Here is a 14,906-nt window from a genome sequence, read left to right as displayed (position 1 = left end):
CTATTATAGCGCATCTGACGTAAAAAATCCAACTATTGGGCCGCCTGGACGATCGCCTTCGCCAGATAGGGCATGGATGCGAGCGCCTCCTCCAGCGTGTTCATGTTGTTGCCCACCTCGATCAGGACCGCGCCTTCGGAGATATGCTGGTTAAAGCGCCCCGTCTTTAGCTTAACCGGATAGGAAAGTCCCTCCACCTGCGCGTTCAAGGCGTCGGTGATCGCCTGTGCAAACACGATGTTGACCTCCCAGTTCGGCTTTTGCTCAAATTCTTCCCCGCCGGAAGTGCCGGTTCCCTTTCCGATGAGCACCATAACGTGGGCGAGGGAGTTCTTCCCGTCTGAGACGCTGTTATGCCCGGCCATGGAAGCGACGTAGGCATCGCGGTGCAGGTCGATGTAGTAGTCGAACGTCTCCCCGCGCTCCCGGTACGCCTCCAGCGTTTGAAGTGAACGCGTATAGGCGGTGGAGAGCACCGGTGGTTCGTGCGCAGTGGTGTCGTGCACCACGTCCATACCGAGCTGCGTCAGTTCCTCCGTCAGCACGTCTCCGACCTTGACGACGTTGTAATTGTTGTCCTTCGTGCGCCAGCGCTCGGTCGGCGTGTAAGAATTGGCTTCAGTCGGCTCGTACGCCTCCCAGGTATGCGTATGGTAGATGAGCACGCGCTTCTTCTGCTGAGGTTGGTGGGTGCGCCGGATGACCTCGATGCGGATGTCTCCCGGCTGAGGAAGCTCATCCGGCTCCACCTCGACGCTCTTCCCCGAAGCGTCCGGCGAGGACTGCGGAAATGCAAAGAGATTTTCTGGCTGCTGGGCGTCCTGATAAGCCATAGCGGGCACTGCAAGCTCTTCTTCTTTAAGCCCGCCGAGGCCAAGACCCAGGCAGAAGAAAGAGACGGCCGCTACGATGAGCATAGCGGCTCGTCCCCTATTTGAAAGGATGATCTTCTTCAAGGTTTCAGGCTTCATCGTTTCACCCCGCTTTTCTCTATCAACTGTATGCAAAAAGCATTGCAAACATACCGCTTTACGACATGAGCAAGGAGATTTCCGCAGGATCAAGCTGCGGATGCAGCGCCTGATTGATGCCCGTAGCGACGATATCCGCCATGTGCTCGATCAGGGTATCGACTTCGCGCGGCGTGACGACCAAATCGCCGAGCTGCTCCGTCACGACGCGCTGAATCAATGCGTCGACGACCTGCTCCTGATCTTGTCCCTCCTCCTGAACGTCCTGCACCAGATAGGATAGCGCATCGCGTGCGATGGTCGCGGCGTAGACAACCATTGGAACGCCGATTGCGATCACCGGTACGCCCAGCGTGCTCTGCGTCAGGCCGAGACGATGGTTGCCGACGCCCGAACCGGGTGCAATGCCGGTATCCGCAATCTGCAGCGTGCTGCAAATGCGCCCGGACTCGCGCGCCGCGAGCGCGTCGACCGCGATGACCGCCTCCGGATGAACGTGATGGACGATTCCCCTTACGACTTCCGCCGTTTCCATACCGGTGATGCCCAGCACGCCGGGCGCGACCGCGCTGACCGGGCGCACGCGCTCTGAAAGCGACTGCGGTAGGTGCGCGCGCAGGTGACGCGTCACGAGCGTCGCGTCCACGACGCGCGGACCGAGTGCGTCAGCCGTTACGCGCCGGTTGCCGAGCCCTACGACGAGCACATCGCCCTCCGAAGGAAGCATCTGGCGAAGGCTCTTCGCGAGTTCATCCGCAAGCTCCTTTCGCACGTCCAGATCGAGCTGCGATTGCTGCTCGAAGCTGAGCGTCACGTAATACCCACGCGGACGCTGCATCGTCTTTTCTGCCTGTTCTGTTACGATTTTCACGACGGTTCGCTCGATGGCTCCACTGCGCTCCGTCGTAAGCTCAATTCCCTCGCGCTCCTTTTCCCCCGCCATCTGGTGGCGCTCAAGCGCTAAATCCGTAAACACGCTTCGCATGCTTTTCCCCGTCCATTCATTTTTCACTCAGGCTGTGCAGATGGAAGCGAAACTATGCACGGCGGTATTTGCAGCATTTACTTTAAAAATGTCTGGAAAAAGAGGCGTTTTCGAGAAATATAAAGCTTGCAATCGGCTTGAAAACATGGTAAAATACTATTTGCTGATTCTAAAGCGAATGATACATGAGGAGGTGAACTGTTTTGCCGAACATTAAGTCTGCTATTAAGCGCGTCAAGGTGAGCGAAACCAAGAATCTTCGCAACCGCATGGTGAAGTCTGCGACCAAGACCTCGCTCAAGAAGTACGAGGTTGCTCTCGCTTCCGATGCGAACGCCGCTTCCGCGTTGCTGGGTTCTACCTCCAGTGCTGTCGATAAGGCTGCGGCAAAGGGCGTCATCCATAAGAACGCTGCAAACCGCAAGAAGGCCCGCCTGGCCCGTGCTCTTGTGAAGGCACAGGCTGCCGCGAAGTAATGCAAAAAAAGTACCCGGTTCGCGTTTGAACCGGGCTTTTTTGTCTTTTGGGAAATTACATGGTGCGTACAGGAATGCGCGTAGAAAAGGTGCTTCAAGCCGTTTTCCCGCACAACATGAGCATCGCCCGTTCCAGCGCCGCGTCCTCCCTCATGCGGCCGCTCTTTATCGCAAAGTCCGTCTCTTCGCAGAGTCCGACACAGCGCGCAAGAGCCGCCGCGTCATACCCGCGCACTTGGCCCTGTATGCGGTTAAACACAAACGATGGGACGCCAAGCCGCTTCATCTGTTCCCCCTGAGGCACCTTTCCTTCCTGCATGAGCTTCGCGTGCAGGAGCTGACGATACTGCCGCTGGATGAGCGCCAGAATGCCGATCCGCGCCTCCCCCGCCTCCAGCAGATGCGAAAGCAGCCGGAACGCCTGTTCCTCCTTGCCTGCTAAAATCGCGTCCACCATGTTGAAGACGGTGCACTCCAGCGTCTTGGTAGCGACCTGCTCGATGTCGTCGTGGGTGATTTCCGTTCGCTCGCCCGCGTAGCTGACCAGCTTTTCAATTTCGCGCAGCAGCATCGTCAGATCACGTCCGGAGGTGAAGGCGAGGAACTGCGCCTCCTGCGGTGAAATCGTCTTGCCGTAGCCCTTGAGCGTGGCGCGCATCCAGCGAGCGAGTTCCATGTCGTCCAGCGGGTCGAACTGCACGACTGTCGCGGCCTTTGATAGCGCCTGCGAGAGTTTTTTTCGCTTATCGATCGTGCCGCCGCAATAAAAGACCAGACAGGAGGTCTCCGGCACGCGCGGGATGTACGCGGCAAGCCGTTCTGCCTCCGCCGCTTCGTCCCGCGCGCGCCCGGCAGTGAGCAGGGCGCTGTCCCGCACGACGATTAGCCGGCAAGCATCCATCATCGGCAGCGTTTCGCACGAGGAGATGATGGCGTCGGCGGAAGGATTGTCCAGAATCGTCTCGTTCATCTGCTCCAGCCCCGGCGTCAGGATGCGCTCGCGCAGCTTCCTGAGCGCGCTTCGCTTCACGTGCTCTTCCTCCCCGGAAAAAAGGTAGACGCGCGCGGGTGTTCCGTTCTTCAGCGCGTCAAAAAATGCCTGATGCGTCATAGAAAACCCCTCTGTCCTGCACAAAACGGCGGACGCTGTAGCCCCCGTTTTGGATTCGTATTTCAATTGCGCCGCATTCGTCCGTACGCAGCGCGGGGATTCCTGCTTCCCGCAGGCGGCTCATCACCTCTTCGGAGGGATGACCATAGGTGTTTTCCCCCACGCTGATGAGCGCGAGCGACGGCGCCGCGTGCCGCAGCAGTTCCATGCTGGTGCCGTTTTTCGCTCCATGATGCGATAGCTTCAGTATATCACAGTCGGTGCCCACATGCACCTCGTTTTGGACGGGTACATCCCCTGCTGTTAGGATTGTAACCCCGTTTACGTCGATACGAAGCATCAGGCAGCGGCCGTTGGCGCCTTCGGCGGAAGGCGTGGGGCAGAGCACATCTACCTGAAGCTCCGGCGGGGTCTTCACTACGTCGCCCTGCGCGTAACCCTCCAGAGAAGCGCCCCGAGAAACGGCACGGGAAAGCGCATCCAGCACGCCCGCGTCGGTTTCAGCCGCTTCGATTCCGGTTGGCAATCCGATGCGTTCAATCGGGATGCCGGCGTCGAGCAGACCGGAGAGCCCGCCCGCGTGATCCGTATCCAGATGACTGAGCAGCAGCAGATCGACGCAGCGGCCCTCCTTGCGCAGGAAATCCCGCAGCGCTTCCCCCTCTGAAGGCCCCGTATCGATGGCCAAGGTAAAGTCTTTCGTCAAAAGGACGGCGGCATCTCCTTGTCCGACGTCCAACTGAATGTATCGGACATCGAGCCCCTTTGGAGAGATCCACAGGCAGAGGGCGAGCGAAAACACCGAAAAACAGGAAACGAAACGAACGAATTTTCGCATGTGCACGTAAGGGCTTAGAAGAAAAAAACAGAGGATGCAGGCAGCTACGACCAACAACGGAATGCGCGGAATGCGCAGGCTGCCCAGCGGGAATGAAGCAAAGAAGCGCGAAAGCACCTCCATCCCACGCAGGCAGTCGCCCACCAGCCATGCGAGCGCACGCCCCAGCGGCATATAGATCGCGCTTAAGAGCAGCGACAAAAGCCCGGCCGGCACCGCAAAACCAGCGAGGAAGATACAAAGAAGGTTGGCAGGTATGCCGAGCAGCGGAATTTCGCCGAAGAACATCGCCTGTGCCGGAAGGGAAGCCGCCTGAGCGGCGACAGCGATAGACAGGCTACCCCGCATCCGTTGCGGCAAAAAGCCAAGCGCGCCTTCTACGCGCGGATGCAGGAGCACGATCCCCAGCACCGTCGTAAACGACAGCACGAACCCCATATCAAGGAGCGCAAGCGGCTCAAACGTCAAAATCAGCAGGGCGGCTGCGGCCATTGCGGTGGGGGCGTTGTAATCCCGCCCGGAAGCTCTCGCGGCCAGCAGAAGCAAACTCATGACGCAGGCGCGAACGGCGCTCGCGGGCGCGCCGATGAGCAGGCAATACCCCACGAGCAGCGCCGACGTGAGGACAAGGCGAAATCGGATCGACAGGGAGAACCAATCGAAGAGCTTGGCGAGCAGGAACGCGAGCAAGCCGACGTGTAGCCCGGAAACCGCCAGCAGATGCGCGATACCGCTTTTTTTAAAGGCGTCGTAGAGAGCCTGTGCAAGTCCGCTCTTATACCCCAGCAACAGTCCCTGCATCATCCCGGCTCTAGCGCCGTATAGGACATCTATCCGCGCGGCAATCGCGCCGCGCGCTGCATCGAGCAACGCGAGCGGTTGGAACACGCCTGTATCTGAAATGTCGATCACGCGGGTGCCATAAAGGCCAAAGTCCATGCCACGTCCGCGGAGATAGCGATAAAAATCAAATCCGCCGGGGTTCCTCTGCTCCTGCGCCTCGTAGACAAATCCCTCAAAGCGTACCGTTTGTCCGGCGCGCGGTGCAAGGCGCTCCGTACAGGGAAGGCTTGCGTACGCCTTCGCTTTCGTGCGCTGCGTGGCGCCGTTGCGGGTGACGCGAACGTCCGTCATGCGGTAGGTAGCCCGGCCCTTTTCTTCGTCGTACTTGAGCTTTTGCTCGATGCGCGCTTCAACCGTCACCGACCCCGGCTGCGGCGTCTCGATGTGCCTGAGCGCAAGCGAGCAGCGCGTCATGCCGGTAAGGGCAAGCAGCAGAAACAGCGGCACATAGACAAAGCGTCTGCGCCCTGCGAGCAGGACAAAGCACACGCCGAGCAGCAAAAGCTCCAGGATGATGAACGCGTAATGAAAGGAGACGAGGCTTCCGACCGCTGTACCCGCCATGTAGGCAATTGCGGCGTAAAGCAACGCGTAACGCGGCCGTTCCTCCCTCATTTCTCCTTCCGGCACATTCTATCTCCCCTTTAGGCGCGTCTTTTGTAGTACAGTGCGATGAAGGTATAGACGATCACGACGACAGGCAAAAACAGCCACAGAAGGCTGAAGCGGGATAAAAACGACGCGAAGATGAGCACGCCCAGCAAGGCCGCAGCCTTGCCTGCGCTTCTCGCCGCTTCTACCAACGTGCACAGGCGGTGACGCGCGGTCTGTATGTCTTCCAGTACGCCTTCAAGTCCCGCCTGCGGCGGGAACGTCACTTCGATCCCCTCAGCGGGAACCTCTCCCAGACTGCCCGCCGTGCGGAGATACACGCCCGAAGGCTTAAAGCGACCGTTCTGTACGCTGACACCCGCCTTTTTAGCGATAGCACGAGCACCTGCGTCCAGCTCGCCCAGCAGAGTGGTGCGAACGCCGCTTGCGACCAGCGCTTTTACACGATCCTTAGCGCCGTTCTTCAACAGGGGCTCGAGTGCGATATAGCCCAGGAAAGCAAAGCCCTCGGGCTGCGACATGCCGTAGCCCGTGACGCGCATTCCCCGCTGCATCGCCCGCGCCGCAAAACCGTTCAGGGCTTCACGCTCCGCCTCCACAAAGGGCCGGGGCGCGTCCTCCCAGACGAGCTGGCAGCGGTCGAGCACGCCCGTCAGCGGGCCGCTGAGAAAGGCGAGCGTCTGCCCGCCGTCCTGATGTTCGCTGAGAAGCACATCGTTCTCTTCCCTAAGCTGTCGGATGGGCGGAAATTGGCCGCGCAGCTTTTGACCATCATAGCCGAACGAACGGGCGTATGCGGCAGTCTCCTCTTCGGAGCACAGCGCGCTCGCGGTACACAGGAACATCCACGCGCTCTTTCGACGCATCGCACGCTCGTCCTCCTGGAAAAAGGGTGCACCGACTTCTCCTACGCCGTACTGTCCGTCCGTCAGCTCCTTTACGTCGCCCAGATAGAGCACCGACACCCGGGCGATCTTTTGCATCCGGCCGATCGTCACACGCAAACGCCCTTTTTCGCCCATAGCGGCGAGGACTTCCTTCATCACGACGAACATGCCAAGGGGCGTCACGCTCAGCGCCAAGAGGAGCACGCTCAGCAGAACGTACAAGGGCGCGTCCTGCCGCAGGACGCCTGCGAGCAGCGTGATCCCCGAGAGGACGCCGCAGCCTGCGAGAAGCTCTTTTGTCGCGCGCATGAAGCGTTCCACGGGTTTTCTGCGCACAGAACGCCTTCGCTTTAGCCGCATGATCAGCCCTCCCATCAATCCTCCTGGAGGATAATGCCCGGATTCCGCACGAAGTAACCGCGCATCCCCATCGAACCCGCGAGCGACGCGACCTGCCCCCCATTTACAAAGAAACAGACACGCCGCACCTGAGACAGTTCCGTCATGGTGTTGACGATGGTATAGATGACGTTTCGCTCTTCCTGCGGGCTCAGATCCGCGCACGCGTCGGCAAAGGCCTGCGAAACGTTGATCAGCGCTACGTCGTCCACGATTTGGAGGCCGATGATGTCCGCATCGCTGATCCCCTCCGGCAGCGCAAGGGCGAGGCCCTCCTTTGCGTCCGCACGCTGCGGCCCTTCGAGCAGCTGGCGGAACAGCGCTCGGGGAATGAAGCTCTGCTTTTGCGGAACCGGGCGGTTGACGCCCGCCAGCATGTCGCCGGATTGGGTCGGAAAGTACAGGCGACAGTATTCGGCCAGGTAAGCACTAAAATCCTGACGCATCAGGATGCCGCCCTCAAAGCGCTGTTCCCTGCCGTCCAGGCTTTCCTCCTCCGTCAGCTTGTCGACGAGCTTGTCACCGATGTGCACGACGACGCCGTCGAGCATCGGAATAAAGCCCGTCAGCGTGTACGTCATCATCGCGAGGAAAAGTCCCTTGGGAATGGCCGACACAGCGAGCGCCTCTTCGAGCTCCGGCGAAAAATTCAGACGGACAATCGTGTAGGAGCTTCCGGCAAGACGGCTCTCTTCGGGCAGGCCGATCAGGTAGTCGAGCGGCGAAAAAGCGCTAGGGGAGCCCTGCACCGCGCTCGCGCCCTTCCCCCATTCCCGCAGGAGCTCTGCCGCGTAATCCACGGTGGCTGAGGAAGTGAAGGAAATGCTGTGTACTTCTGGCACCATGAAGCGCGCGCCGGGCATTGGAAAATACAGCGTCGCCATCTTCGTAAGGCCTGAGCCGTTTCCCTGGGTACGCTGCCCTTCGAGCTGGTTCCAAAGCGCAGATACGTCTCCGCCCGCGCTGCGCGAAAGCGTGCCCATCGGAATCTGCGCGCCCAGATCCTGTCCTTCCTCCCTGCCCTCCACCAGTACGTTGACGTAATCCACACCGGATAGCTCCGTCAGGGTATTGGCGATCGCGACGCGGGCCGTGAACAGCTCCTGCGGCTCAAGCGTGCGCGCCTGGGAGGAGAGGTTGACCGTCACGATTCCGTTGGAGACCTCGACCGCGGAGGCGCCGCTCTGCACCTCAATACCCGGCGCAATCGCGCGCATTCCCTCCTGCATCGGGTCTGCGAGCAGGGCTCTCAGCACCGCTTCCTCCTCCGTCATGTTGTTTGAAACGTAGATGCTGCGCACCGTGGAGACGAGCTGTGTTCCGTCATAGCTCAGGTAGTGCAGCACGGCATCTAGCGTCCGGGCGGACGTCATATCGCCCTGCGGCGCGTCGTAAACCACCGATATGTCCGAAGCGATCAGCTCGGACGGCGGGCGTTCCTCAATTTGCTCCACGCAGCCCCCCAGCGTCAGACAGCAGAGCAATGCGGCTAAGAGCCGCCTACTTTTTCTCATCTCTGTTCCTCCGCTATTGATGATCCATCAGCGCCAGCAGCGACGCGTACGAAAGCTTCCAGTTCCCGTTTTCACATGTCAGCGGGACGGGGATCTTTTCGAGCCCAACCCGACTGCCGTCGCTGCGCTGCACCTGAATGTTCACGGGTACCGTCGCTCGCATTCCGTCCACGGAAACCGTACCCGTGCCGACGCTGTACCCGAGCAGGGAGACCTCGCGCAGACTCACCTCGCTTAAAAATTCGGTCTGCGAGGGCAGCGGCACGTCGCCTGCGGAAACGCTTTTGGCCATGAAGACGTACAGGGTTTCCCAGCTCTTGCTTTGCCACATGGAAAGCACAGCTCTTACTGCGCCGCGCGGGGACAGAATGACGTCCTCGTTTCTTTTCAGCGGCTCCAGCGCCACGCTCGGATCTGCTTCATCCGTATATATTGCAGAACGCATGAGGCGATCGCCCTGAATATCCCCTTCCTGTGTCGCAATCAGGATCTGTACACGCTCGCACCGGCCGCTTTCCGTCAACGCGTTTGCGATCGACAGCACCGCAAGCTGCCTGCGCAACGGGATCTCGTGGCGCCAGTATTCAAACGACTCCCAGTTTTTCGGCGCGTCGGCCGGCGGGGCGAGAAAGGCTTCGCTTAACGTCACGCTGACAAGGTTTCCGCTTCTCCGGGTGGCGACAACCTGCGTATCCGGGGGGAAGAGGCCGACCAACTCCTGATAGGATGAGCTGGGACCCGAGATGAGCGCCTGCACGATGGTGAGCTCCACCGCGTCGTCGCGCGGAACGCTCAGCACGCGTTCCTCACGCCCCAAGAAGGAGGTCTGGTAGTACCGGTAATAGAGCGTCGCGACAGCCAGGTCGCTCTGACTCCCCTGCGCCGCGGGCTGAACGGGCGTCGCAGTCGAGCCGGGCAGCGTCGTCGTGAGCGGGATGGTCGTCTTGCGCTCCTCCGCCCCCTCCTCTGAGAAGAGCGGCTGCGAGACGGCAACGGGCAGCGTCACGATACCGAGGTCGAGCGCTGCAACGCCGCAGAAAATGAGGACGGCCAGCGTCAAACTTGCGATGAACTTGCGAATCAACGAATCCGCCCTCCTTACTTGACAGGCAGCTCGATGGTAAAGGTGGTGCCTTTGCCCGGCTCGCTCTGTACGTCGATGTTGCCGCCATGCAGGCGGATAATCTGCTGCACGATGGAAAGTCCGAGGCCCGTACCGCCCGTATCGCGGGAGCGAGCCTTGTCCACCCGATAGAAGCGTTCAAAGATATGCGCCAGGTCCTCCCGCGGGATGCCGACGCCATTGTCTGTGATCTTTAAAATCGCGTCACGTCCATCGCGCACGAGGGTCACCCGGACCTTTCCGCCGTCCGGCGTGTACTTGATGCCGTTTTCGACGATATTGTAGATCACCTGCTGAAGCTTAAGCGGATCGGCAAACATTTCGCATTCGTCGTGGATGCCGACCTCGATCTCCTGCCGGCGCTGGGCGGCCATAGGCGCGAGCCGCCGGATCACCTCCCGCACCGACTCGCCCAGGGGCATCATCTCGCGGCGCAGCTTCATCTTGTGGCTGTCGATATGAACCAGCGTCAGCAAATCGCCGATGACGAGGTTAAGCCGATCGATTTCCTTGTTGATGTCCTGCAAGAATTCCTTTCGCAGCTCCGGGTCCATGTCGTCCTGATAGATGACGGATTCCAGCAATATCTTCATCGTGGCCAGCGGCGTTTTGAGCTCGTGCGAGGCGTTGGAGACGAACTGATTGCGCGAGTTGTCGAGATTTTCCAGCTTTTCACTCATGAGGTTGAACGTCTCCGCGAGTTGAGCCATTTCACTGTGCCCCTGCACGCGCACGCGGCTGGAAAAGTCGCCCTTGGCCATCTGTTCGATGCCCGCGGTCAGGGCGCCGATGGGGCGCGTGATCCAGCGCGAAACGAGGAAGCTGAGCATGCTGACCGCGAGCGCTCCCAAAACGAATGTGGAGAGCATTTGGTCCCGCATGTTCACGAGGGAATCCACCATATCCTGCACCTGCGAGGAGTAAAGCAGGACGCCCGTGCGTTCTCCGTCCTGAACGATCGAGGCGGTAAAGTAGCCGACCCAGATGCTGTCCCGATCGCGGCCGGAGAAGAGGTCGAGCCAGGAAAACTGCTGCCTTCTTCCGTTTCCGGGCAGCAGATGAAATCCATAATCCGCGTTCTGCTCGCCCGCAAGCACGGTGCTCACCTCGCCCAGCGCCAGGCGCGTCCCGTTGTACTCGCTGAACGTGTCCAACTGTACCTTGCCGTCCATGTCGAGCACGAGCAGCCGGCCGCCTGTCTGGCGCCCGGCTTCGAGAAGCTCGTTATAAAACGAATCCGTGGTTTCCGTCTCCCAAAGCGGTGCGAACTGCACCGCCAGTTCGGAAACCGTGCTCTTTTCCGCACGTACCTTTTCGTTAAAGAGCGAATCACCGACCATCTTGATCAGCGAGGTCGCGACCGCATAATAGGAGACGCCGATGACGATGAGGAATGCGATGACGATCTTCGTGCGGATGCTGGAAAACGGGTTAATCTTTGTCCGTGAAATAGTAACCCACTCCCCATTTGGTCAGGATGAACTCCGGCTGGGTCGGGTCCCGTTCGATCTTTTCGCGCAGGCGGCGGATATGAACGTCCACCGTGCGGATGTCCCCGAGATAGTCGTACTTCCAGACCGTTTCCAGCATGTTTTCGCGGCTGTATACCTTTCCGCGATTGGTGATGAACAGCTGCAGCAGGTCGAATTCCTTCGCCGTGAGCTTGACGTCCTTGCCCCCCAACGTTACGGAACGGTTCGCGAAGTTGACCTCCAGATCGTGCACGCGAACGACCTTCTTGTCTTCCGCTTCACCTGCCGGGGCTGTGCGCCGGAAGATCGACTTGATGCGCGCCTTGACCTCCAAGATGTTAAAGGGCTTGGTCATGTAGTCGTCCGCGCCGTATTCCAGGCCTAGGATCTTATCCATGTCCTCCCCCTTCGCCGTTAGCATGATGATCGGCACGTTGGAACGCTCGCGAATGCGCTGACAAACCTCAATGCCGCTCATCTTCGGCAGCATGACGTCGAGCAATATGAGATCATACGAACCCGAAAAAAATTTATTGACAGCCTCTTCCCCGTCCGCGGCGGAGTCGACGGCGTATCCGTCCTGTTCCAAGCTGAAACGAAGCCCCTTGACGATGAGCGGTTCGTCGTCGACAAGCAATATCCGTTTGGCCATTGAAGGTCCCACCCTTTCCTTCTCACCTGAGCGCGTTTTGCTGTATGAGACTATTGTACCCTCCCACGCAGTCCAAAATCAACCCAAATCGCAAGAAAAATGCAATATTTTCACCACAAGTTCGTAATATATAGGGATTGGAATCGTCATAATTGAAAGCTTGGAAAGGGAATGCATCTGTACAATCCGGGGAAAACATGTTATAGTAATAAAACGCTCATTTATAAACGCATCCAAAAAAGGAGGGACAGCTGCTTTGAACAAAGCGCATGCCGGTATCTTGCGCAGGTTGATCGTGCTGTTTCTGCTCGTTTATACGATTTTGCCTGGAGCCTCGGCGCTTGCCGCTGCAAAACCTACGGCTACCCCCGACCCCGATAGATTTGTAGATCCCACCTATCCCCCCAACGTCGCCAAGTGGGATTCCAGCCATCCGGACCTGCTGGAACCGGAGATGGTGCTCGCAGAAGCGGCCATCCTCGTGGAGATGGATACGGGGACGGTGATCTTCGCCAAGAACGAGGATCGGATTTTATACCCGGCCAGTACGACGAAAATCCTGACTGCGCTGCTTGGCATTCAGTTCGGAGACCTGGAAGAAGAGGTGGAAATCACCGAGGAAGCGCTCGACATCCCGGAGGACTCGTCGAAGATCGGCCTTCGCGCAGGCGAGATGATCAAGCTGAAGGACCTGATCTACGGCACGATGGTCAAGTCGGGCAACGACGGTGCCAAGGCGATTGCCGTACACATCTCCGGCAGCGAGGAAGAATTCGTAAACCTCATGAACCAGACGGCTTCCATGCTCGGATGCAGCGAAAACACGCACTTTGCCAACTCGCACGGCTATCACGACGAAAACCACTATACGACGGTGCGCGACATGGCGATCATCGCCCGCGCTGCGATGCAGGTGGATACGTTCCGCGACGTTGCGAGCTCGTACAAGTATACGATCCCTGCGACGAACCTGCAGGCCGCCCGGAACCTGCAGTCGGACAGCATGAATTTCATGAGCCCCACCCAAAACGACGGGGAACCGAATTCCTATTATTATAACGGCGGCATCGGCGTCAAGACGGGCTTTCACAGCAAGGCGGGCTACTGCTACGTCGGCGCGGCCTATCGCGACGGTGTGGAATTGCTCAGCGTCGTCTTCAACACCTCCCGACGTGGGCGCTGGAACGACACCCGTATGCTGATGGATTACGGCTTTTCGCAGTACATCAGCACCAACCCCGTCAGCATCTACGAGGAGGATCCGCGCTACATCGATATCGCCGGCTTTGCACTGGACGATTACTACAACGACGAGGAGAAGTACGGTACCGTAAAGCTCGGCATCCGCCCGATGGACGAGGAAAACGAAGTGCATGTCGTCGGCACGCGGGACGAAATCGAGACGATGAAGAACAACTTCTCCAGCATCTCGCATGTCAACTGGACGCGTGAGTTCCGCGCTCCGATTTACGAGGGCGACGTGATGGGCGTGTTGACGTTCTACCCGCGCGACGGAGATCCGGTCGATTACGAACTTTATGCGACGCGGTCCGTCGCCGCCCGCCTGGACGGTCCGCCGACGCTGGAGGAGATCGAGCGCTACACGCTGGAGGACGAGAATCCTCTTCCCCGCTTTTCCTTGGAATACGTGACGGTTCCAGCCGTCCTTCTGATCATCCTTATTCTGTTCATCCGCAGGCTTCGTTCGCTTCGCAAAAAGAAAAAAGCGCGCGATGTGCGCGTTCCGGAGCCCAAGTCCCGCTCATACAGATGACAAAGCCGCCCGGTGCAAGCTGACCCGCCCCCCGTCAAGAGGACAGTGAAAAAATATAAAGTAAGCCGTCTAGTGAAGTGCCCCCCAAAAGTTAGACAAATAGTTTAATTAAGCAGCCGCAAGGGCTTGCTGTCTGTACATCGCAGGTGGCAAGCCCTTTGTCTTTGCCTTGCGGCGGCGGTTGTTGTAGTAATCAAGATAGTCAGTCAGTTCTTTCTTAAAATGTTCCATGGAATGAAACGTCTGCAAATACAGCATTCTCTGGTACTGCTTGTGCTGATACTGCCAGCCTTGGTCGGAATGTAGGATAAGATTTGTTCCATCCGGAATTTTTGCAAAGGCATTGTTCAGCATAGTTGTCACCATAGACAGCGCTGGCCTGTCCGAAATGGTGTAGCTGACGATATCCCGGCTGCACAGGTCGAGGATTGGCGACAGGTAGAGTTTTTGCCCCAAGAGACTGAACTCTGTGACATCGGTCACCCACTTTTGATTCGGCTTCTCTGCTTCAAATTTGCGCTCCAGCAGATTTGGAGCGATTTTGCCAATTTCTCCTTTGTAGGAATGATATTTTTTCATCCGGACGCGGCAAATGAGTTTCAGGTCACGCATCAGTCGCTGTACCGTCTTGTCGTTGAGGACAGAACCTTTGTCACGCAATTCGTCTGTGATACGGCGGCAGCCGTAGCGACCTCTGTGCTCATGATAGATGGCCGATATCAACTCTTTTTCCAATTCGTATTTGTCTGGCGCGGTCTGTCGCTTTATGTGGTAATAGTAAGTGGCACGCGGGAGTTGAGCGATGGAAAGGAGCAGATCCAGCCGAAAATCTTGCCTCAGTTTTTGAATCACCAGTGTTTTTTGCGCTGGCGCCGCTCGTCTTCCAAAACCAAGGCTTGCAAGTTTTTTAGGTACGCATTCTCCGCTCGTAGCCGCTGCACTTCTGCAAGCAAATCTTCTTCTGTTTTTTCAGGTAGCCTTGGTGGGCGTCCCTTGCTCCCGCGCCCACGACGCTCTACGCAAAAGCCTTCCGGGCCTTCTGTTAGGTAAATACGCTCCCACGCCGCGACCCGCTTGTCGTCTCCAACCTCGAATTGCCGCACTGCTTCCTTGTAACCCAACCTTTCCTGTTGCATTGTTTCTACCACTATCGTCTTAAACTCTGGCGTGTATCGCTTGTTTGGTTTCCCTTTTGGCATAAAAAGCACCCCCAACGTTTTCAGTATACCATACTGTCTAACATTAGGGG

Annotated in this window: 13 protein-coding genes; 2 read left to right on the top strand and 11 right to left on the bottom strand. The window is 58.4% G+C overall.

Annotated elements, in window-relative coordinates:
- Nucleotides 1–32: 32 nt before the first annotated feature.
- Together spoIIP and gpr are read right to left on the bottom strand one after the other, a co-directional pair.
- Nucleotides 33–917, bottom strand: a complete 885-nt coding sequence (gene spoIIP / locus C1725_RS10495; RefSeq protein ID WP_346026567.1) for a stage II sporulation protein P — start codon at nt 915–917, stop codon at nt 33–35.
- Between the two features lie 112 nt (nt 918–1,029).
- Nucleotides 1,030–1,956 (bottom strand): GPR endopeptidase, encoded by a 927-nt coding sequence (gene gpr / locus C1725_RS10490; RefSeq protein ID WP_102411560.1) that lies wholly within the window; start codon nt 1,954–1,956, stop codon nt 1,030–1,032.
- Nucleotides 1,957–2,159: 203 nt separating this feature from the next.
- Between gpr and rpsT the strand changes: the two genes are divergently transcribed.
- Nucleotides 2,160–2,432 carry a 30S ribosomal protein S20 gene (gene rpsT / locus C1725_RS10485; protein WP_102411559.1) on the top strand — a complete coding sequence of 91 codons (273 nt, stop codon included), beginning with the start codon at nt 2,160–2,162 and terminating at the stop codon, nt 2,430–2,432.
- A 94-nt stretch (nt 2,433–2,526) separates the two neighbouring features.
- Here rpsT and holA read toward each other — a convergent pair whose 3' ends face one another.
- The 7 genes from holA to C1725_RS10450 all read right to left on the bottom strand — a co-directional run bounded on the left by holA (nt 2,527) and on the right by C1725_RS10450 (nt 11,883).
- The gene (gene holA, locus C1725_RS10480) at nt 2,527–3,543 is read right to left on the bottom strand and encodes a DNA polymerase III subunit delta (protein WP_102411558.1); all 1,017 of its coding nucleotides are present in this window, start codon (nt 3,541–3,543) and stop codon (nt 2,527–2,529) included.
- Nucleotides 3,521–5,839 carry a DNA internalization-related competence protein ComEC/Rec2 gene (locus C1725_RS10475; RefSeq protein ID WP_102411557.1) on the bottom strand — a complete coding sequence of 773 codons (2,319 nt, stop codon included), beginning with the start codon at nt 5,837–5,839 and terminating at the stop codon, nt 3,521–3,523. The genes holA and C1725_RS10475 overlap by 23 nt, the downstream gene beginning before the upstream one ends.
- 29 nt (nt 5,840–5,868) lie before the next feature.
- A complete protein-coding gene (locus C1725_RS10470) occupies nt 5,869–7,083 on the bottom strand; it encodes a hypothetical protein (RefSeq protein WP_146009227.1) in 1,215 nt (404 codons plus the stop codon).
- Between the two features lie 14 nt (nt 7,084–7,097).
- Nucleotides 7,098–8,636, bottom strand: coding sequence for a GerMN domain-containing protein (locus C1725_RS10465; protein WP_102411555.1), 1,539 nt, complete (start codon nt 8,634–8,636; stop codon nt 7,098–7,100).
- A 13-nt stretch (nt 8,637–8,649) separates the two neighbouring features.
- Nucleotides 8,650–9,720, bottom strand: a complete 1,071-nt coding sequence (locus C1725_RS10460; RefSeq protein WP_102411554.1) for a GerMN domain-containing protein — start codon at nt 9,718–9,720, stop codon at nt 8,650–8,652.
- Between the two features lie 14 nt (nt 9,721–9,734).
- A complete protein-coding gene (locus tag C1725_RS10455) occupies nt 9,735–11,099 on the bottom strand; it encodes an ATP-binding protein (RefSeq protein WP_102411553.1) in 1,365 nt (454 codons plus the stop codon).
- Nucleotides 11,100–11,190: 91 nt separating this feature from the next.
- Nucleotides 11,191–11,883, bottom strand: a complete 693-nt coding sequence (locus tag C1725_RS10450) for a response regulator (RefSeq protein WP_102411552.1) — start codon at nt 11,881–11,883, stop codon at nt 11,191–11,193.
- Between the two features lie 256 nt (nt 11,884–12,139).
- Between C1725_RS10450 and C1725_RS10445 the strand changes: the two genes are divergently transcribed.
- Complete coding sequence (locus C1725_RS10445) at nt 12,140–13,657, top strand: D-alanyl-D-alanine carboxypeptidase family protein (RefSeq protein ID WP_102411551.1); 1,518 nt, start codon at nt 12,140–12,142, stop codon at nt 13,655–13,657.
- Nucleotides 13,658–13,765: 108 nt separating this feature from the next.
- Here the strand turns inward: C1725_RS10445 and C1725_RS10440 are convergent, their stop codons facing one another.
- Together C1725_RS10440 and C1725_RS10435 are read right to left on the bottom strand one after the other, a co-directional pair.
- A complete protein-coding gene (locus C1725_RS10440; RefSeq protein ID WP_102411550.1) occupies nt 13,766–14,509 on the bottom strand; it encodes an IS3 family transposase in 744 nt (247 codons plus the stop codon).
- On the bottom strand, nt 14,506–14,856 hold the full coding sequence (locus C1725_RS10435; RefSeq protein ID WP_102413310.1) for a helix-turn-helix domain-containing protein: 351 nt from the start codon (nt 14,854–14,856) through the stop codon (nt 14,506–14,508). The genes C1725_RS10440 and C1725_RS10435 overlap by 4 nt, the downstream gene beginning before the upstream one ends.
- Nucleotides 14,857–14,906: the final 50 nt, after the last annotated feature.

It is taken from the genome of Beduinella massiliensis (genome assembly GCF_900199405.1).
Lineage (GTDB): Bacteria > Bacillota > Clostridia > Christensenellales > Aristaeellaceae > Beduinella > Beduinella massiliensis.
The sequence above is the reverse complement of the archived record's forward strand: the minus strand, read 5'-3'. Positions and strand labels throughout refer to the sequence as shown.